Consider the following 16776-nt stretch of genomic DNA (forward strand, 5'->3'; position numbering starts at 1 on the left):
GAGGCAATCCCGCATGGTCGGGCGTCTGACCGTGCAGACGTGGTTCCAGCTCGTGCTCGCCTCCATGATCCTGGTGGCGGTCGTCGGTTCGTTCGCGGTCGCCCAGGTCACCGCGAACACCACCGAGATCAGCGACCGGCTGCTGCTGCGCACGCTGCCCGCCGCCGCGGAGGCGTATCGCCTGCAGAACGCGCTGATCGATCAGGAGACCGGCGTGCGCGGCTACGCCATCAGCGCCGATCCGCAATTCCTCCAGCCCTACACCGACGGCCGGGATCTGGAGCAGCGCGCGGTCGCCCGGCTGCGCGACCTGCTCTCGGGGCGGCCGGATCTGCTGGCCGACGTCGACGACATCGAACGCGCCGCCGACCAGTGGCGGCGCGGTTACGCCGAACCGCTCACCGCGATTCAGGTTCCGGCACAAGCCCGTTCGGCCGGAACCGCGACCGCCGACCGCGGCAAGAGCATCTTCGACGAGGTGCGCGGCCGATTCGACAAGCAGAACGCCGATCTCGCGGCCGCCCTGACCGACGATCACGCCGCGCTCGACCACGCGCGCACGGTGCGCAATGTCGTGCTGATCGGTCTGCTCGTGGTCTTCCTGCTGACCGGCGTGACGTTCACGATCCTGGTGCGGCGGCTCGTCGCGCGGCCGCTGCGCACGCTGACCGAGGCGTCGCTGAAGGTCGCCGACGGCGATTTCGGCCATCGGATCGTGCCGCACGGACCCGCCGATCTGGCCGCGGTGGCCGAGGCCGTCGAGGATATGCGCCTGCGCATCGTGACCCGGCTCGACCAATCCCGTTCGCAGGAGGCGGAATTGGCCGAACAGCGCGACGCGCTCGACGCCCAGGCCGTCGAATTGCGCCGCTCCAACGCCGAATTGGAGCAGTTCGCCTACGTGGCCTCGCACGATCTCCAGGAGCCGCTGCGCAAGGTGGCCTCGTTCTGTCAGCTACTGGAGAAGCGCTACGGCGACAAACTCGACGAGCGCGGCAAGCAGTACATCGACTTCGCCGTCGACGGCGCCAAGCGCATGCAGGTGCTGATCAACGACCTGCTGACCTTCTCCCGGGTGGGCCGGGTCACCGGCGACAGCAAACCGATCGACCTCGCCGAACCGCTGGACAAGGCGCTGTCGAATCTGTCCGCGATCATCGAGGACACCGAGGCCCGCATCGAACGGCCCGACGAACTGCCCGAACTCGTCGGCGAGCCGGTGCTGCTGACCATGTTGTGGCAGAACCTGATCGTCAACGCGATCAAGTTCCGCCGCCCGGAGCTGCCGCCCGAGATCCGCATCACCTGCGCCCCCGATCCGGCGGGCGGCTCGTTGATCACGGTGTCCGACAACGGAATCGGGATCTCGCCCGAATTCGCGGAGAAGGTGTTCGTCATCTTCCAGCGACTGCACAGCCGCGACGAATACAGTGGCACCGGAATCGGCCTGGCCGTCTGCAAGAAGATCGTGGAATTCCACGGCGGCCGGATCTGGATCGATACCGACTACACCGAGGGCACTCGGTTCTGCTTCACCCTGCGCGGCGCCGATTCGGCCACCCGCGCCGCCGCCGACCTCGCATCCCTCACCCAAGGAGCCCCCGCATGACCACCTCCGGCCGCCCGATCGACATCCTGCTGGTGGAGGACGATCCCGCCGACGAACTGATGACGCGGGAAGCGTTCGAGGACAACAAACTTCGCAACACCCTGCACGTCGCGCACGACGGTCAGGAGGCGCTGGACTTCCTGTACCGGCAGGGCGAGTACGCCGACGCCCCGCGCCCCGACCTGATCCTGCTGGATCTGAACCTGCCGAAGTACGACGGCCGCCAGGTACTCGGCAAGGTCAAGGCCGACCCGGATCTGGCCCACATCCCCGTCGTGGTGCTCACCACCTCCTCGGCCGAGGAGGACATCCTGCGCAGCTACAGACTGCATGCCAACGCGTATGTGACCAAGCCGGTGGATCTGGACCAGTTCATCGCGGCCATCAAGCAGATCGACGAGTTCTTCGTCCAGGTGGTGCGGCTGCCCTCGCAGCAGTAGGGCCTTCGCAGGAGCGGAGAAACGCCGCCCCGAGACGGGCAAAGGAAACGCCGCCCCGAGACGGAACAATGGAAACGCCGCCCCGAATGCTTTTCTCGGGGCGGCGTTTTCGCGATGAATCAGTTGGTCGTGCTCAGACCTTCCGCGGACAGCGCGTCCTCGACGGTCGGGAACATCGCGAGCAGCTTGTCCAGACCCGTCACCTCGATGGGGCGGCGCACCGCGTCGGACGCGACCACGCGCAGGCGCTGCGGTTTGGCGGCCTCCGAGGCGACCATGAGGGCGCTGAGCCCGGCCGAGCCCATGAACCCGACATTCGTCATATCGAGCACCAGCGGGTTACCGCCGCGCTGACCCTCCTCGAGTGCGGATTGCAGGCTCGGCACCGACGCGATGTCGATCTCTCCGCGAACGGCGATAACGGTCGCGGCGCCCTGCGTGTGCACCTTGACATCCAGCATCCGAGATGTGCCTTCACCGCTCACAGACCGGCCCTCCGTATAAACCACGTTCCACCTCTGGAGCATCGAACTTCCGCCGCGCACAGCGGCGCGGACAGGGACTGTCCCTATCGACTCTACTTACCCAGTCGATGCGGCGATAATCATGGGCCCGGGGACCGCCTCGCCCGTGCGGTTTTCGCCACGTTGTCGAATAGCGCCGAGGTGTCTGGGTATGGCTACTTCCGAGCGTACGAGACTTGTCGTCGGCGCGCGAACGGGCGGGCTATCCTCGTGGCGACCGGCAGGAAGGCAGCAAAAAGGTGACCACACTTCCGCGGCCCAGTTTCGAGTGTCCACCGGACCCGTTGGACATCAGCTTCCCCGCGATGCCCGATCGACTGGCCGACGTCCGCAAGCGGCTCCAGGAGTGGCTGGCGCGCTGCGGCCTGCCCGCCGAGACGATCTACGATCTGGTGCTGGCCGTCAGCGAGGCGTGCAGCAACGCGGTCGAGCACGGCTATCGCGGCGAGGGCGGCATGGTGCGGTTGCACGTCTCGGCCGAGGAGACCGAATTGCGCATCACGATCTCCGACGCGGGCCGGTGGAAGTCGCGCGCGGAGGCACCCGACCCCACCCGCGGCCGCGGCCTGGATCTCATCCGGGCGCTCGTGCCCGCGGCGCGGATCACCGGCGGGGCGGACGGCACCGTGGTCGATCTCCGCGTCTCCCTGATCGATACTTAGCAACGTATTCGCAATCGCTAGGGGGTCACCGGTTTCGGTGTCCCCGTTCCCCCCTGTTGAATGGGACACATGCAGCAGCTTCCCGAGGACTGGCAGCGCGGGTTGGTGATCGTGGCCCACCCCGACGACATCGAGTACGGCGCCGCCGCCGCGGTCGCGCGCTGGACCGGACAGGGCAAGGACATTCGCTACGTGCTCGCGACCCGAGGTGAGGCCGGGATCGCCGGACTGCCCCCGACCCAGGCCGGGGCGCTGCGCGAGGCCGAGGAGCGCGCCGCCGCCCGGGTGGTGGGCGTGCACGAGGTCGAATTCCTCGGCTACCCGGATGGCCGCGTCGAACCGTCGCTGGCGTTGCGCCGCGATCTGGCCCGCGTGATCCGCAAACATCGGCCGGAACTGGTGGTGCTGTTCAACTTCGCCGACACCTGGGCGCCGGGTTACGCCAACAGCAGCGATCACCGGGTGGTCGGCCGGGCGGGGCTGGACGCGATCTCCGACGCCGGGAACGAGTGGATCTTCCCCGAACTCGGCGGCCTGCCGATCTGGACGCCGCGCTGGGCCGCGGTCATGGGCCCGGTCGTCACGCACGCCGTGGATGTCACCGAGACCGTCGATCTGGCCCTGAAATCCATTGTGGCGCATGCCCGTTACCTCGGCGCGCTGAGCAGCGAGCCGATCGCCGACCAGGCGCGTGCCATCGTCGACCGCGCGACCGCCCCGCAGCCCGGATTCCCCGCCGAGCGGGCCGTGGGCTTCGAGCTGTACTACTTCCGGGACTGAGCGGCGGCCACCCGCCGCACGATCGGCCGCCAGCGCTCGAGCGGCGCGACCGCGAGGCCCACGACCTTCCCCGCGTCGTCGGCACGACGCAGGGCGACGGCCGCGGCGAAATCGGGGTCGGCCTCGAAGGCCGCGATCTCGGCGGCCGTCATCGGACCGCCCTGCGCCACGAGCGTGCGCCTGCTGGACGCGGACAATTCGGCCGCGTGCCGCGAATCCGTCGCCGCCAGATAGCGTTTCGCGACGACGTGCAGTTCGACGAGGCGGGCGACGCGCGGGCCGAGCAGTCCCCGCACCGCGTCCGCCCCGTGCCTGCCGTGCCCGGCGTCGTCGCCGGGGACCAGCGCGTGGCCGATGTCGTGCACCAGACCCGCGACCTGCAACTCCTCGTCCTCGGGGTGCGAGCGGCGCAGCAGTTCGGCGCACTGGCGGTCGTGGTCGAGGATGTCGACCGGATCGCCGCTGCGATCGGGGGTGTCCCAGGCGTCGGCGCAGTCGGCGAGCAGGGTCATCAGCTCGTCCACCGAGGCGGGCGGTCGCCGTGTCGTCATGGGCCGGACCTTAACGCCGGTGGGTGAACAGGGAGTTGTCGGCTGTGGCAGGCTTGTTCCATGCGAGTGGCTGTGGTCGCGGGACCGGATCCCGGGCATGCGTTTCCGGCTGTCGCGCTCTGCCTGCGGCTGCTCGCCGCGGGCGACGAGCCGGTCCTGTTCACCGGCCCCCGCTGGTTCGAACCGGCGCGCGCGGCCGGAATCGGCGTGCGCCGCCTCAAGGGTCTGGCGCCGCGCCCGCAGGACGACGACGCCGACGCCGGGCAGCGCATTCACGAACGGGCCGCGCACATTTCGACCGAGATCCTGCCGGAACTGGGCGCCATGCTGCCGGAACTGGTGATCTCCGACGTGCTCACCGCGGGCGGCGGGATGGCCGCCGAGCGACTCGGCGTGCCGTGGGTGGAGCTGTCCCCGCATCCGTTGTATCGGCCGTCGAAGGCGTTGCCGCCCATCGGGAGTGGGCTCGCGCCGGGGGAGGGGCTGCGCGGCCGCACCCGGGACGCGGTGCTGCGCGGCCTGACCGCGCGCGCCGTGCAGCGCGGCGAACGACAGCGCGCCGCCGCCCGCGCGAGTATCGGTCTGCCCGAACAGGATCCGGGACCCGACGCCCGTCTCATCGCCACCCTGCCCGCCCTGGAAGTGCCGCGCCCGGACTGGCCCGCCGACACCCACCTGATCGGTCCGTTGCTGTGGGAGCCGACCACCGCAGAACTGCCGCTCCCGCCCGGCGACGAGCCGCTGGTCATGGTCGCGCCGTCGACCGCGCACACCGGGGTGACCGGTATGGCCGAGGCCGTCCTCACCGCCCTCGACGGCGCGGGCGTGCGGGTGGTGATCTCCATGCTCGACGAGCCCCCGGCCGACCTGCCGCCGTGGGCGACCGCGGGTCTGGGGCGGCAGGACGCGCTGCTGCGGCACGCCGATGTGGTGGTCGGCGGCGGCGGACACGGCCTGCTCGCCAAGACGCTGCTGGCCGGGGTGCCGATCGTGACCGTCCCCGGCGGCGGCGACCAGTGGGAACTCGCCAATCGCGCGGCGCGCCAAGGCGGTTCGATCCTGGTCCGGCCCTTCACCCCCGAGGCCGTCCGCGCCGCCGTGCGCCGGATCCTCGACGATCCGTCCTATCGCGCCGCCGCCGCGAAGGCCGCCGCCACGGCCAGCGCGGTGGCCGATCCGGTCGAGATCTGCCACCGCGTGCTGGACACCGCGCGCACCCGATGATCGACTCCCGGTAGCCTCGGCACGGTGCGATTGACTGACTTCCGGGAACTGTTGCACGAGGAGTTCGGGGTGTCGCGCGGCGACGCCCTGCTCACCGACCACACCCTCCCCGCCCTCGGCGGCCGCACGGGCGCCCAGGCCATCGAGGCGGGTGTCGATCCCCGCGACGTGTGGCGGGCCCTGTGCGCCGAATTCGACGTCCCGCGCAATCGGTGGTGATCCCGTCGCCCCGGCACATCTCTCGCGACTCGGCGGATCGAGGCGAGGCCAGCGGGCAACGGGTCGGATAGCGAGCCACGGCCGGTTCCCGTGGGGGACCGACCGTGGCTCGGTAGCCGTTCGGCAACCTGCGAGGTGCTGGTCAGCGGCCGGTTCGCGAGGTGCTCGGCACGTCCAGCTCCGCCGGGTCGTCCACCCGGGCGGCGTCGACGGCGCGGGTGTGGCGATGGAACAGGGCGAACGCCGCCAGCCCGAGGACGATACCCGTGCCCCCGGCCACGGCGACCGCCGCGTCGAGCCCGTTCACGAAGTCCGGCAACGGGATTCGCGGCCCGTCCCCGGCCGTACTGCGAAACACCGTGCCCAGCACCGCGACTCCGAGCGCCAGGCCGAGCTGCCGGGCGGTGTTCACCGCACCGGCGGCCGTCCCGCTCTGCTGCGGGGGCACCGCCGCCATCCCGACCGACACCAGCGGCGGCGCCATCAGCCCGACCCCGACGCCGATGATCACGAAGCCGAGCACCAGCGCGGACCAGGAGGAGTCGGTGTCGACCACGGTCAGCGCCGAGGCCCCCGCGCCGATCACCACCAGCCCGCCGCCGATCGTCCACTTCGGCGCGAGATCGTGCAGGAACCGCCCGAACACCCCCGACACCACGAACGACGTGGCCGCCAGCGGCAACAACGCCAGCCCGGCGCGCAGCGGCGTCAGCCCCAGCGGCTGCTGCAACCACAGCGAGAGGAACGGACTCGCCGCGAACGCGGCGAAGCTCAACCCCGCCGCGGCGAGCAGCGTCGCCACGAACTCCCGATTGCGCAGCAGCGCGAGCGGGAACATCGGTGCGGCGGAGCGTGATTCGATCACCGCGAACCCCACCACCGCCAGCACGCCCACCGCCACCGCGAGCAGCGCCCGGGTATCGTCCCAGCCGTGCTCGCCCGCGCGGATGATGCCGTAGGTGAGCGCCGTCGCCGCCACCGCGAACGCCACCATCCCCGCGACGTCCACACCCCTGCCGGAGTGCCGCCGCGAGGCCGGGAACACCAAGGCGGACAACGCGATAGCCAGCACCGCGATCGGCAGATTCACCAGGAAGATCCACCGCCACGACAGCAGATCGGTGAGCACACCGCCCAGCACCACGCCGGTTCCCGCCGCCGCGCCCGACACCGCGCCCCACGCGCCGAACGCCACGCCGCGATCGCGCCCGGTGTAGGTGGCGTGCAGCAGCGACAGCGTGGTCGCGAACATGGCCGCGCCGCCGACGCCCTGGACCGCCCGCGCGGCCACCAGCACTCCCGCCGACTGCGCGAGGCCGCAGGCCAGCGAGGCGAGCGCGAACACCACCAGCCCGGCCAGATAGGTCGGCTTGGCGCCCACCCGGTCGGCCAGCGAGCCGAGCACCAGCAACAGCGCCGCCAGCGCCAGCGCGTACCCGTCGACCACCCACTGCAGCCCGGACAATCCGGTGCCCAGATCGAGCGCGATATCGGGTAGCGCGACATTGACGATGGTGACGTCGATGAGCAGCATCAGCGTGCCGAGACACGCGGCGAACAGGGGAAGCCATTTCCGCATGGCCGACCTCCGGAATCGAATCGAATGATATCGACGCCAAGGTTCCGCCATGGTTCAATATCCACCCAGTCATCCGCCGAACAGCGATGGATTCCACCGATGACCTTCGATGAGGCTCACGATTCCTCCATTCTCGATCTGCTCGACAAGCAGATCGTGCACGCGCTGCTGTGCGACGCGCGCGTCCCGTTCGCGAAACTCGGCGCGGTGCTGGGCGTTTCGGAGCAGACCGTGGCCCGGCGCTACCGCTCGCTGCGCCGGCGCGGCATCATCCACGTCTCCGGGCTGGTGAACGCGGTGCCGCTCGGCCACACCCGCTGGGTGCTGCGGCTGCGCTCCACCCCCGACAAGGCGCTGCGCCTGGCCGAATCGCTGGCCCGGTTCCCGGACGTGAGCTGGGTGTCGCTGCTGTCGACGGGTTCGGAGGTGGTGTGCGTGAGCCGCCCGCACTCCGCCGAACGCCGCGACGCCCTGCTGCTGCACACCCTGCCGCGCGCCCCGCAGGTGGTGGAGATCCGCGCGCACGAGGTGCTGCATCGCTTCCCGCCGGAATCGGAGTGGCCGCACTACGCCCGCCTGCTCACCGACGAGCAACGCGCGGCCCTGGGGGAGCGCCCGCAGATCCGGGAGAGCGATCCGGCGCCGCCGGTGGACCTGTCGGCCGCCGACGAGGTCATGCTGGCGATCCTGGCCCGCGACGCGCGCGCCTCCTACGCCCGGATCGCGGCCGAAACCGGTTGGAGCCCAACGCGAGTCGCGCGCCGGATGGACGAGCTGGTCGAGGCGGGCGTGCTGTACTTCGATCTCGACTTCGCCATCGAGCGCATGGGGTACGCGGTGCGGGCGTCGCTGTGGTTGCAGATCCGGCCCGCCGATCTGGCCGCGGTGGGCGCGGCCGTCGCCGCCCATCCGGAGGCCGCCTTCGTCGCCGCCACGACGGGCGCCACCAACCTCTACCTCTCGCTGGTGTGCCGCGACAGCGCGCACCTGTACCGCTACGTCACCGAGCGGCTGGGCGCGCTCGACGGCATCACCGGCGTCGAGGTGACCCCCGTGCTGCGCGCGCTGAAACAGGCTCAGGCGCTGCTGCATACCGATCGCGTCACCCTGGTGCCCGAGCCGAACCGCAGGTAGCCGAGGCGCGGTGCGTGTCGTAGGGCGCGTCGCTTGCCTCGAACACGTGTTCGTCTAAGCTGGCCGGCAGAACTTGTCGGTGCCGCCCTCTAACGTAGGCGTCAACCACACACCGAGACCCACCCGTCGAGAAGGGGACCAGACGATGGCACCACAGGCTTACGACCGCGACAAGGCGCTCGAACTCGCGCTCGCGCAGGTCGAGAAGAGCTTCGGCAAGGGCGCGGTGATGCGCCTGGGCGAGGAGGCGCACCAACCCATCTCGGTCATCCCGACGGGTTCGATCGCGCTCGACGTCGCCCTGGGCCTGGGCGGCCTGCCGCGCGGCCGCATCGTGGAGATCTACGGCCCGGAGTCCTCGGGTAAGACCACCGTCGCCCTGCACGCCATCGCCAACGCGCAGGCCAACGGCGGTGTCGCGGCGTTCATCGACGCCGAGCACGCGCTGGATCCCGAGTACGCCCGCAAGCTCGGCGTCGACACCGACGCGCTGCTGGTCTCCCAGCCCGACACCGGTGAGCAGGCGCTCGAGATCGCCGACATGCTGGTGCGTTCCGGCGCGCTGGACATCATCGTCATCGACTCGGTGGCCGCGCTGGTGCCGCGCGCCGAGATCGAGGGCGAGATGGGCGACAGCCACGTCGGTCTGCAGGCCCGCCTCATGAGCCAGGCCCTGCGCAAAATGACCAGCGCCCTGAACAATTCGGGCACCACCGCCATCTTCATCAACCAGCTGCGCGAGAAGATCGGCGTCATGTTCGGCTCGCCCGAGACCACCACCGGCGGTAAGGCGCTCAAGTTCTACGCCTCGGTCCGCCTCGACGTCCGCCGCATCGAGACCCTCAAGGACGGCAGCGACGCGGTCGGCAACCGCACCCGCGTCAAGGTCGTCAAGAACAAGGTCTCCCCGCCGTTCAAGCAGGCCGAGTTCGACATCCTGTACGGCGTGGGCATCTCCAAGGAGGGCTCGATCATCGACATGGGTGTCGAGCAGGGCTTCATCCGCAAGTCCGGCTCCTGGTTCACCTACGAGGGCGACCAGCTCGGCCAGGGCAAGGAGAACGCGCGCAAGTTCCTCCGCGAGAACACCGACGTGCGCGACGAGATCGAGAAGAAGATCAAGGAGAAGCTCGGCATCGGCGCCGATGTCACCGCAGACGCGGGTGCCGAGGCACCCGTCGACTTCTAGCCGATGCCCCACCGGGAAGCGTCGGGGCCCACCCCCTTTGCGGGCCCCGACGCGACTCGGCTCGAGGCCGTCGACCGCCTCCGCCACCAACCCTCCGACCCGGGTCCGCCCCGTCGCGCCCCGAAACGCGTTGCGGCCAAAGGCGATTCGACCGGTCTCTGGCGCTCCGACGGCGGCTCGGTCCACCCCACCCCCGCCAAAACGGAAACCCAGGCCAAGAACCTGTCCCTGCGCCTGCTCGCCGACCATCCCCACACGCGTGCGGACCTGGTTGCTATCCTGACGGCCAGGGGTTTTCCCCCGACCACGATCGATCAGGCCCTGGACGACCTGACCGCCCTCGGCCTGCTGGACCGGTCACTCGCCGAAACAGCCGAGGACGCCCCCGACGCACCCACACGTACCGCGGCTCCGCACCCGAATGCCGACGCGGGGCGTCCAGGCCGAAACGCACGCGGCGGCAAGTCCGACATCGCGAAACCGACACCCGAGACGATCGAAGGCGATCGGGCGAGGAGCGTCCGCCCCGGCCAGCCGGACACCCCTGGCGGCACACCGAGCCAGGCGAAGGACGCCTGCCTGCGCCTCTTGGCCGACGGCATATCCGGCCGCTCGGCCCTCACGAACGCTCTGGCCGGAAGGGGCTTCGCCCCCGAGGTTATCGCGAGCGCCCTGAACCACCTCACCACCCTCGGCCTGCTCAACCTTCGCGCCGCGGCGACCACACTCGAGTCGACCTTTCCTCCCGAGGGCGACCAACGACCGAACGACACCCCCTCGCGCCCGGATCACCATCACGATGGCGAGCGCCCGCGGGGAACGGCCGAGGGCGACGCGTCAGGGGACCCGCTCGATCAGGTGCCGGACTTTGAGGAGGATGGGTTCGGCGCTGAGGGTCGTGCATCGGAACACGAGTCCCGCAGTGCGGCACGCGATCCCGAGACACGGGGCCGTCGGCGGAGGGGGCGTGGGCACGGTACCGGCGCACCCGACGGGGAATCGGAGCCGCGCGGGGGCGGTACCGAGGCTCAGGCGAAGGATATCTGCCTGCGGTTGTTGACCGACCGCGCGCGCAGCCGTGCCGAATTGGCGAAGAAGTTGGCGGACAAGGGTTTCGCCGAGGCGGTGGCCGAGCGCGCGTTGAATCGGCTCGCCGAGGTCGGGCTCATCGACGACGCCGCCTTCGCGGAGCAATGGGTGTACTCCAGGCACACCTACTCCGGCCGCGGCCGCAAGGCCCTCGCCGAGGAACTCCGCCGTAAAGGCGTGGCCCCCGAACACGCCGAACCGGCCCTCGCGAGCATCACGCCCGCCGCCGAACGCGACCGCGCCACCGAACTGGTCCACCGCAAACTTCAGACCCTGCCCGGGGACCTGGACCGCGACAAGGCGATTCGTCGCTTGGTCGGCATGCTGGCCCGGCGCGGCTTCGACCCCGCCACGGCCCATACGGTCGTCCTCGCTGTCATCTCGGAGGCGGCCTTGCCGAGCGAACCACGCGAACCCGCACCCACGGCACCGAATGCCGGACAGCCCGCTCCGGCCGACTCCGCCGCCGATCTGGTCGAACGGAAACTTCGGACCCTCCCGCGAGACCTCGACCGCGACAAGGCGATTCGCCGCTTGGTCGGCATGCTGGCCCGGCGCGGCTACGACTCCGCGACCGCCCATCGGGTCGTCCGGTCGGCGGTCGACGACGCGGGCCTCCGCCAGCCGCCCACCCAGGCCGACACGCCCGCCGCCGCCTCGGGCAATGATTTCGACGAGGCCGCGGCCCTCGACCTCATCCGCCGCAAACTCCGCAACGGACCGCCCGCGGGCGAGCGGGAGAAGACCATTCGCCGCCTGGTCGGCATGCTCGCCCGGCGCGGCTACAACCAATCCGCCGCCTACGCCCTGGTGAAAGCCGAACTCGCCGAGTAGGCCCGGAACACGCCCACTGTTCAGCGTCTATTGCTCACCGGGTGGCAGTCCGAGTTCGGCGAAGGGCGAGGCGGCTATCAACTCCTCCACGCCATCGTCACCCCAGTGCCCCAGCAGGCAGCGGTGTTCCACCCACTCGTACTCCACGCGGTGGCCGTTGCCCTCGAATCGCAGCGTCTCATGACCGAAACGCACTGCCCCGCGCGGCATTTCGGTGTAATTCAGGATCCGCGCGCCGATCGTCGCCCGCAAGGCGAGCATGCCATCGCGTTCGTCGATCGTCGCCGTTCCGAAGTACTTCCGGCCATCCGGATTTCGTCCGCGCACGAGGTAGCGTCCGACGGCCGAATATCGGGGCTCCCAAAACGTCGCCGTCTTCGCCCTGATCAGCTCCGGAGATCTCGGCAACCGGAGCGAGTATTCGCTCACCTCATCATGATTCAGCAGACCCAATTGCTGCCCGCGATAGACCAGCGCCGCTTGCAGTCGGCCATATGTCGCCGCGATGGAGAAATCGCCGGCGGAGATCGCGAGCCGCAGGCCGTGAATGTGCCGCAGGCGGTCCGGCAACGCACAGTCGTCGAGTCGCACCGGCACGATGAAGGCCGTCCCCTCCGGATTGCGGTCCGCGAGGTCGAGAGCCTGCGTGATCTCCTTGTTGACGTAGCCCGCGCGCGACACGCTGGCGGTACTGAGAAAGACCGCGACGGTGTCGGATCGGGCGATCGCCCGCGATATCTCCAGCGCCCACTCCTGCCCGGGGACCAGGGATTCCTCGTCCAGCCAAGGCTCAAATCCGTCCAATGCCAGCAGCCGGGCCACCTCCCGCACCGACGGCTTGTCCGCATTGGAATGCGCGAGAAACACCCGCAATCGACGTTCCGGCACCGTTCGCCCCCTGCACCCGCGTCTCGAATGTGGTCAGCGCGATGCCCTTCCGAGGGTTCGTACCGCGCGGCGATCCGATCACAACCTACCTCGCGCGGCCGCGCCCCGTGACGGTTCCGACAGGACCCGGCCCTGGTCATCCGACCCGCCAACCCCGAGACTGAACATCGTGGAAAACGCAACCGAGGCAACGAGATCCGAGGTCGAGGCATTTCTCCGGGCGCGCGGAGCCGACGACATCGACCACCCCGGCGGCACTCTGCTCGCCCATCTCCGCAGAGTCGCCGACACCCTGGCCAGCTGGCGGGCCACCCCCACGATCCAGCTGGCGGGGCTGGCCCATGCCGTCTACGGCACCGACGGATTCGACGTCGCCCTGCATCCGGTCGACGACCGGGCCCCCATCGTCGAGCTACTGGGCGAGGAGACCGAAGCCCTGGTCTACCTTTACGCCAGCTGCGACCGAGCGGCCGTCTACCCGAATCTCGACGCCCCGCGCCTGCGCTTCCGGGACCGCTTCACCGGGCGCGAACACGAACCCGGCCACCCGGACCGCCGAGCCTTCCTGGAGATCACCGTCGCCAACGAACTCGACGTCATGGCCCACAACGCCGCCCTCGCCGCCGAACACGGCCCGGCCCTCTACGGACTGTTCAGCCGAACCAGGTCGTACCTGTCCGCCGACGCGTGGAACGCCTGCTCGGCGCTACTGGGCCCCTGAGCGCCGAATCAACTACCCCGATTCTCACCCAACTCCTCCGCGATCGGATTGGGCGGAATGTCCTTCTCCTGCTCCGCGAGACCCGGATGCGAATGGGTCCGCCGCTGCGCCGCGCGGTCGGCGGGATCGCGGTCGGGGGAGAGGTCGACCGATTGCAGGACCTCCCCGATATCGGCGTAGGACTCCGGCGGAATGGCCCGCAACGCCCGAACCGTGTCCTGATCGGCGCCCGCCCGGCTGGCACAGCTCACCAGCGTGTCCTTGTCGGCGGGGAAATCGGCGTCGGTCAGAGCCGCGCGCACGCGCGTCGCGTCGGTTGTCACCATCGGAACCTCCTCGGGTCGAGCTACCGGGTGGCGATCATCGCCCCTCGGCTCGCGGTACCCGGTTCGGAGGGGGTCTCACATCTCGGGCAGCGGGATCAGTTCGAGATGTTCGGCGGGCGCCGACTTCTTCGCGCACGACCCCCGCGACGCCACCACACTCACCCCGCCCCGGTGCGCCACCAGCCATCTTCCGCACACACACCGTAAGTAGCGGACCGAACCGTGCGCCGAGACTTCCATCGGCGACGACCAGGAGCAGGCGGGGCAGGTGTCGGACATAGCAGCCAACACTGAAGACCAACCGGTGCGAATGCAATCACCGCCCCGGCGTGGCGAGTGAATCGTTGGACAACCGCTCCCGGGCGCGAGCAGTGGCGAAACCAACGCCCGGAAGCGGTGCCCGTCCAGGATGCGCGAACCCACCCCGGGCTCACGATGATTGGGCTCACCACGAATTCAACGAGACCGCCAGCCCCGTTTCGCCATGCGGACGCTCAGGGGACCCCGTGCCCCGAAACAACGAAAGCGGGCCGATCCCGAAGGACCGGCCCGCTCGCCGAAAACCGACTACCGCGTGGCCCCCGTCAGATCGAGCCCCGGCGCCGCACCGGTCATCACCGAATCCGCCGCCAGCGTCACCCGCCCCCGCTTCGGGGACCGCAACCGGCCCTCGAGCCAGATGGCGAACCGCGACAAGGCCCAGTTCAGCGCGATCATGATGGCCGCGACGATGAACAAGGCGGGAACGGGATTCCCTTGTGCCGCGCCGAGCTGCTGGCCCTGTCGCACGACCTCCTGATAACCGATCTGATAGCCGAGTGCCGAATCCTTCAGCGCCACAACCATTTGCGACACGATCGCGGGCAGCATCGCCGTGATCGCCTGCGGCAGCAGCACGATCCGCATCAACTGCCCCTTGCGCATACCCAGCGCGATCGCCGCCTCCGACTGTCCCCGCGGCAGCGATCGGATCCCCGAACGCACGATCTCGGCGATGACCGACCCGTTGTAGACCGTCAGCGCGATCACCACCGCCGCCAACGCCAGCTGATCCGACGGGAACACCGCGTTCTTCGCGAAGTAGAAATACAGGAAGATCATCAACACCAGCACCGGAATGGCCCGCGCGAATTCGACGATCACCCCCGCGACCACCCGCACCACCCGATGATCCGACAATCGCGCGATCCCGAAGACCATCCCGATCACCAGCGCGAAGACGATCGAAAGCGCCGCGGCGACAATGGTTCCCCGCAGACCCGGCAGCACATACGTCTGCCACACCTCCGAATCCAAGAAGGGCTTCCACTTCGCAGCGGTGAACTGCCCCTTGCTGTCGAACCCGCGATAAACGAAATACAGCGCCGCCACGATGACGATCGCGACCAGCACCGAATAGATGTTGTGCCGCACCCGGGCCTTGGGCCCCGGCGCGTCGTAGAGGACCGAAGCACCGGAACTCATCGAGCCACCTCGAATCGCTTGGCCAGCCAACCGAACAGCAGGCCGGTCGGCAGGGTGAGGATGACGAACCCGATGGCGAAGATCGCGCCGATGACGAGCACCTGCGCCTCGATATCGTTCATATCCGCCATCAGGAACGCGGCCTCGTGCACACCGATGGCCGAGGCGATCGTCGAGTTCTTGGTCAGCGCGATCAACACGCTGCCCAGCGGCGCGATGACCGACCGGAACGCCTGCGGCAACACGATCATCCGCAGGTTCTGCCCGAAGGTGAGGCCGAGCGACCGCCCGGCCTCGGACTGGCCGAGCGATACGGTGTTGATGCCCGACCGCAGCGATTCGCACACGAAAGCCGCGGTGTAGATGCTCAATCCGATCACGGCCCAGCGGAAGGCGTTCTCCTCGATCGAGTTCGCGCCGTGCGCTAGCTCGATGCGCATGGTGCTCAGCAGGCCGATCGAGCAGAACACCAGGATCAGCGTGAGCGGGGTGTTGCGGAAGATCGTCACGTACGCCGTGCCGACCCAGCGCGCCACCGGCACCGGCGACACCCGCATGGCGGCGACGAGGGTGCCGAGGATCAGCGCGCCGATCGCCGACAACACGGTCAATTTGATGGTCATCCAGAACGCGTCGAGCAGTTCGGAGTCGTATCTGGAGATCAGGTCGAACACGGCGGACGTGCTCCTCGCGGTGTCAGGGAATCAGGATCGATTCAGTACCGGTCGACGCTGGGCGGTGCCGGAACCTGGAAACCCGTTCCGGCGAAATCCTTTTCGAGGGTCGACTTCCAGGTGCCGTCGTTGATCATCGCCTCGATCGCGTCGTTGATCTTGTCGCGCGAGTCCTTGTCGCCCTTCTTGACGCCGATGCCGTACTTCTCGGTGGTGAACGGCTTGTTGACCAGCTTCAGCTGACCCGGCGACTGCGCGGCGTATCCGGCGAGGATGACGTTGTCGGTGCTGACCGCGTCCATCGCGCCCGACTTCAGCGCCTCGATGCACAGCGAGTAGGTGTCGTAGGTCTGGAGCTGGGCGTCCTTGTAGTTCTTGTCCAGGTTCTGCGCGGGGGTCGAACCCTTCACCGAGCACACCTTCTTGCCCTTGAGCGAATCCGGGCCGGTGATGTCGGTGTTGTCGGCGCGCACGAGCAGATCCTGGCCCGCGACGTAGTAGGGGCCCGCGAAGTCGACCTTCTCCTTGCGCTGATCGGTGATCGAATACGTGGCCACGATGAAATCCACCTGCCCGTTCTGGATCAACGTCTCCCGCTGCGCCGACGGCGCCTCCTTGAACGTGATGTTCTCCGGCTTCACCCCCAGCTTGCCCGCGACATACGTGGCGACGTCGACGTCGAATCCGGAGAACGAGCCGTTCTTGTCGCGCAGGCCCAGGCCGGGCTGGTCGAATTTGATGCCGACGGTGAGTTTGCCGTCGGCGGCGTGCTGGGCCGCGGTCTTGTCGCTGCCGCCGCCGCAGCCGCTGGCCACCGCCGCGAGGGCGAGCGCGCCGATTCCGAGGCGCAGTGCGCGAGTGATCCTCAT

General features: G+C 69.2%; 18 protein-coding genes and 3 pseudogenes. 12 read left to right on the forward strand and 9 right to left on the reverse strand.

The genetic code is table 11. The annotated features are described in order from the left end of the window. Window positions 1-13 precede the first annotated feature (13 nt). On the forward strand, window positions 14-1609 hold the full coding sequence (locus ACFYTQ_RS02255) for a CHASE3 domain-containing protein (protein WP_387356359.1): 1596 nt from the start codon (window positions 14-16) through the stop codon (window positions 1607-1609). After that, window positions 1606-2049, forward strand: coding sequence for a response regulator (locus ACFYTQ_RS02260; protein ID WP_387356361.1), 444 nt, complete (start codon window positions 1606-1608; stop codon window positions 2047-2049). The genes ACFYTQ_RS02255 and ACFYTQ_RS02260 overlap by 4 nt, the downstream gene beginning before the upstream one ends. 119 nt (window positions 2050-2168) lie before the next feature. Here ACFYTQ_RS02260 and ACFYTQ_RS02265 read toward each other — a convergent pair whose 3' ends face one another. After that, window positions 2169-2510, reverse strand: coding sequence for an STAS domain-containing protein (locus ACFYTQ_RS02265; protein WP_387356363.1), 342 nt, complete (start codon window positions 2508-2510; stop codon window positions 2169-2171). Between the two features lie 368 nt (window positions 2511-2878). On the opposite strand from ACFYTQ_RS02265, the gene ACFYTQ_RS02270 reads away from it, so the two are divergent. Next, window positions 2879-3235, forward strand: coding sequence for an ATP-binding protein (locus ACFYTQ_RS02270; protein WP_387356365.1), 357 nt, complete (start codon window positions 2879-2881; stop codon window positions 3233-3235). A gap of 69 nt (window positions 3236-3304) precedes the next feature. Continuing rightward, window positions 3305-4015 carry a PIG-L deacetylase family protein gene (locus tag ACFYTQ_RS02275; RefSeq protein ID WP_387356367.1) on the forward strand — a complete coding sequence of 237 codons (711 nt, stop codon included), beginning with the start codon at window positions 3305-3307 and terminating at the stop codon, window positions 4013-4015. Here the strand turns inward: ACFYTQ_RS02275 and ACFYTQ_RS02280 are convergent. After that, window positions 4000-4566 carry an HD domain-containing protein gene (locus tag ACFYTQ_RS02280; protein ID WP_387356369.1) on the reverse strand — a complete coding sequence of 189 codons (567 nt, stop codon included), beginning with the start codon at window positions 4564-4566 and terminating at the stop codon, window positions 4000-4002. The genes ACFYTQ_RS02275 and ACFYTQ_RS02280 overlap by 16 nt on opposite strands. Before the next feature lie 60 nt (window positions 4567-4626). On the opposite strand from ACFYTQ_RS02280, the gene ACFYTQ_RS02285 reads away from it, so the two are divergent. Further along, on the forward strand, window positions 4627-5790 hold the full coding sequence (locus tag ACFYTQ_RS02285; RefSeq protein ID WP_387356371.1) for a glycosyltransferase: 1164 nt from the start codon (window positions 4627-4629) through the stop codon (window positions 5788-5790). Window positions 5791-5814: 24 nt separating this feature from the next. Then, on the forward strand, window positions 5815-6009 hold the full coding sequence (locus ACFYTQ_RS02290) for a DUF3046 domain-containing protein (RefSeq protein ID WP_387356373.1): 195 nt from the start codon (window positions 5815-5817) through the stop codon (window positions 6007-6009). Between the two features lie 142 nt (window positions 6010-6151). Here the strand turns inward: ACFYTQ_RS02290 and ACFYTQ_RS02295 are convergent, their stop codons facing one another. Then, window positions 6152-7588, reverse strand: a complete 1437-nt coding sequence (locus ACFYTQ_RS02295; RefSeq protein ID WP_387356375.1) for an MFS transporter — start codon at window positions 7586-7588, stop codon at window positions 6152-6154. A gap of 99 nt (window positions 7589-7687) precedes the next feature. Between ACFYTQ_RS02295 and ACFYTQ_RS02300 the strand changes: the two genes are divergently transcribed. From ACFYTQ_RS02300 to ACFYTQ_RS02320, 5 genes and pseudogenes are all read left to right on the forward strand, one after another. Continuing rightward, window positions 7688-8722 (forward strand): Lrp/AsnC family transcriptional regulator, encoded by a 1035-nt coding sequence (locus ACFYTQ_RS02300; RefSeq protein ID WP_387356377.1) that lies wholly within the window; start codon window positions 7688-7690, stop codon window positions 8720-8722. 145 nt (window positions 8723-8867) lie between these two features. Beyond that, window positions 8868-9911, forward strand: coding sequence for a recombinase RecA (recA, locus tag ACFYTQ_RS02305; protein ID WP_387356379.1), 1044 nt, complete (start codon window positions 8868-8870; stop codon window positions 9909-9911). A gap of 3 nt (window positions 9912-9914) precedes the next feature. Beyond that, a pseudogene (locus tag ACFYTQ_RS02310) lies at window positions 9915-10232 on the forward strand (hypothetical protein); the annotation flags it as partial. Window positions 10233-10769: 537 nt separating this feature from the next. Beyond that, window positions 10770-11384: pseudogene (gene recX, locus ACFYTQ_RS02315) on the forward strand (recombination regulator RecX); the annotation flags it as partial. Window positions 11385-11468: 84 nt separating this feature from the next. Continuing rightward, window positions 11469-11834 (forward strand): annotated as a pseudogene (locus tag ACFYTQ_RS02320) (hypothetical protein); the annotation flags it as partial. A 27-nt stretch (window positions 11835-11861) separates the two neighbouring features. Here ACFYTQ_RS02320 and ACFYTQ_RS02325 read toward each other — a convergent pair. Then, on the reverse strand, window positions 11862-12722 hold the full coding sequence (locus ACFYTQ_RS02325) for a toll/interleukin-1 receptor domain-containing protein (RefSeq protein WP_387356381.1): 861 nt from the start codon (window positions 12720-12722) through the stop codon (window positions 11862-11864). A gap of 169 nt (window positions 12723-12891) precedes the next feature. Between ACFYTQ_RS02325 and ACFYTQ_RS02330 the strand changes: the two genes are divergently transcribed. Further along, window positions 12892-13443 carry a DUF6817 domain-containing protein gene (locus tag ACFYTQ_RS02330; RefSeq protein ID WP_387356383.1) on the forward strand — a complete coding sequence of 184 codons (552 nt, stop codon included), beginning with the start codon at window positions 12892-12894 and terminating at the stop codon, window positions 13441-13443. 8 nt (window positions 13444-13451) lie between these two features. On the opposite strand, the gene ACFYTQ_RS02335 is transcribed toward ACFYTQ_RS02330, so the two are convergent. The 5 genes from ACFYTQ_RS02335 to ACFYTQ_RS02355 all read right to left on the reverse strand — a co-directional run bounded on the left by ACFYTQ_RS02335 (window position 13452) and on the right by ACFYTQ_RS02355 (window position 16776). After that, window positions 13452-13769 carry a DUF2795 domain-containing protein gene (locus ACFYTQ_RS02335; RefSeq protein ID WP_387356384.1) on the reverse strand — a complete coding sequence of 106 codons (318 nt, stop codon included), beginning with the start codon at window positions 13767-13769 and terminating at the stop codon, window positions 13452-13454. 75 nt (window positions 13770-13844) lie between these two features. Further along, the gene (locus tag ACFYTQ_RS02340) at window positions 13845-14048 is read right to left on the reverse strand and encodes a hypothetical protein (RefSeq protein WP_387356386.1); all 204 of its coding nucleotides are present in this window, start codon (window positions 14046-14048) and stop codon (window positions 13845-13847) included. 288 nt (window positions 14049-14336) lie between these two features. Beyond that, window positions 14337-15233, reverse strand: coding sequence for an amino acid ABC transporter permease (locus ACFYTQ_RS02345; protein WP_387356388.1), 897 nt, complete (start codon window positions 15231-15233; stop codon window positions 14337-14339). Then, the gene (locus tag ACFYTQ_RS02350) at window positions 15230-15907 is read right to left on the reverse strand and encodes an amino acid ABC transporter permease (RefSeq protein WP_387356390.1); all 678 of its coding nucleotides are present in this window, start codon (window positions 15905-15907) and stop codon (window positions 15230-15232) included. The genes ACFYTQ_RS02345 and ACFYTQ_RS02350 overlap by 4 nt, the downstream gene beginning before the upstream one ends. A 41-nt stretch (window positions 15908-15948) precedes the next feature. Continuing rightward, window positions 15949-16776: a glutamate ABC transporter substrate-binding protein gene (locus tag ACFYTQ_RS02355; protein WP_387356392.1), complete on the reverse strand. Its 828-nt coding sequence runs from the start codon at window positions 16774-16776 to the stop codon at window positions 15949-15951.

Source organism: Nocardia sp. NPDC004068, from assembly GCF_042874315.1.
Lineage (GTDB): Bacteria > Actinomycetota > Actinomycetes > Mycobacteriales > Mycobacteriaceae > Nocardia.

Coding starts and splice junctions, on each gene's coding strand:
- ACFYTQ_RS02255 (WP_387356359.1), top strand. CDS start 14: ATGGTCGGGCGTCTGACCGTGCAGACGTGGTTCCAGCTCGTGCTCGCC.
- ACFYTQ_RS02260 (WP_387356361.1), top strand. CDS start 1,606: ATGACCACCTCCGGCCGCCCGATCGACATCCTGCTGGTGGAGGACGAT.
- ACFYTQ_RS02265 (WP_387356363.1), bottom strand. CDS start 2,510: ATGCTGGATGTCAAGGTGCACACGCAGGGCGCCGCGACCGTTATCGCC.
- ACFYTQ_RS02270 (WP_387356365.1), top strand. CDS start 2,879: ATGCCCGATCGACTGGCCGACGTCCGCAAGCGGCTCCAGGAGTGGCTG.
- ACFYTQ_RS02275 (WP_387356367.1), top strand. CDS start 3,305: ATGCAGCAGCTTCCCGAGGACTGGCAGCGCGGGTTGGTGATCGTGGCC.
- ACFYTQ_RS02280 (WP_387356369.1), bottom strand. CDS start 4,566: ATGACGACACGGCGACCGCCCGCCTCGGTGGACGAGCTGATGACCCTG.
- ACFYTQ_RS02285 (WP_387356371.1), top strand. CDS start 4,627: ATGCGAGTGGCTGTGGTCGCGGGACCGGATCCCGGGCATGCGTTTCCG.
- ACFYTQ_RS02295 (WP_387356375.1), bottom strand. CDS start 7,588: ATGCGGAAATGGCTTCCCCTGTTCGCCGCGTGTCTCGGCACGCTGATG.
- ACFYTQ_RS02300 (WP_387356377.1), top strand. CDS start 7,688: ATGACCTTCGATGAGGCTCACGATTCCTCCATTCTCGATCTGCTCGAC.
- recA (WP_387356379.1), top strand. CDS start 8,868: ATGGCACCACAGGCTTACGACCGCGACAAGGCGCTCGAACTCGCGCTC.
- ACFYTQ_RS02335 (WP_387356384.1), bottom strand. CDS start 13,769: ATGGTGACAACCGACGCGACGCGCGTGCGCGCGGCTCTGACCGACGCC.
- ACFYTQ_RS02340 (WP_387356386.1), bottom strand. CDS start 14,048: ATGTCCGACACCTGCCCCGCCTGCTCCTGGTCGTCGCCGATGGAAGTC.
- ACFYTQ_RS02345 (WP_387356388.1), bottom strand. CDS start 15,233: ATGAGTTCCGGTGCTTCGGTCCTCTACGACGCGCCGGGGCCCAAGGCC.
- ACFYTQ_RS02355 (WP_387356392.1), bottom strand. CDS start 16,776: ATGAGGATCACTCGCGCACTGCGCCTCGGAATCGGCGCGCTCGCCCTC.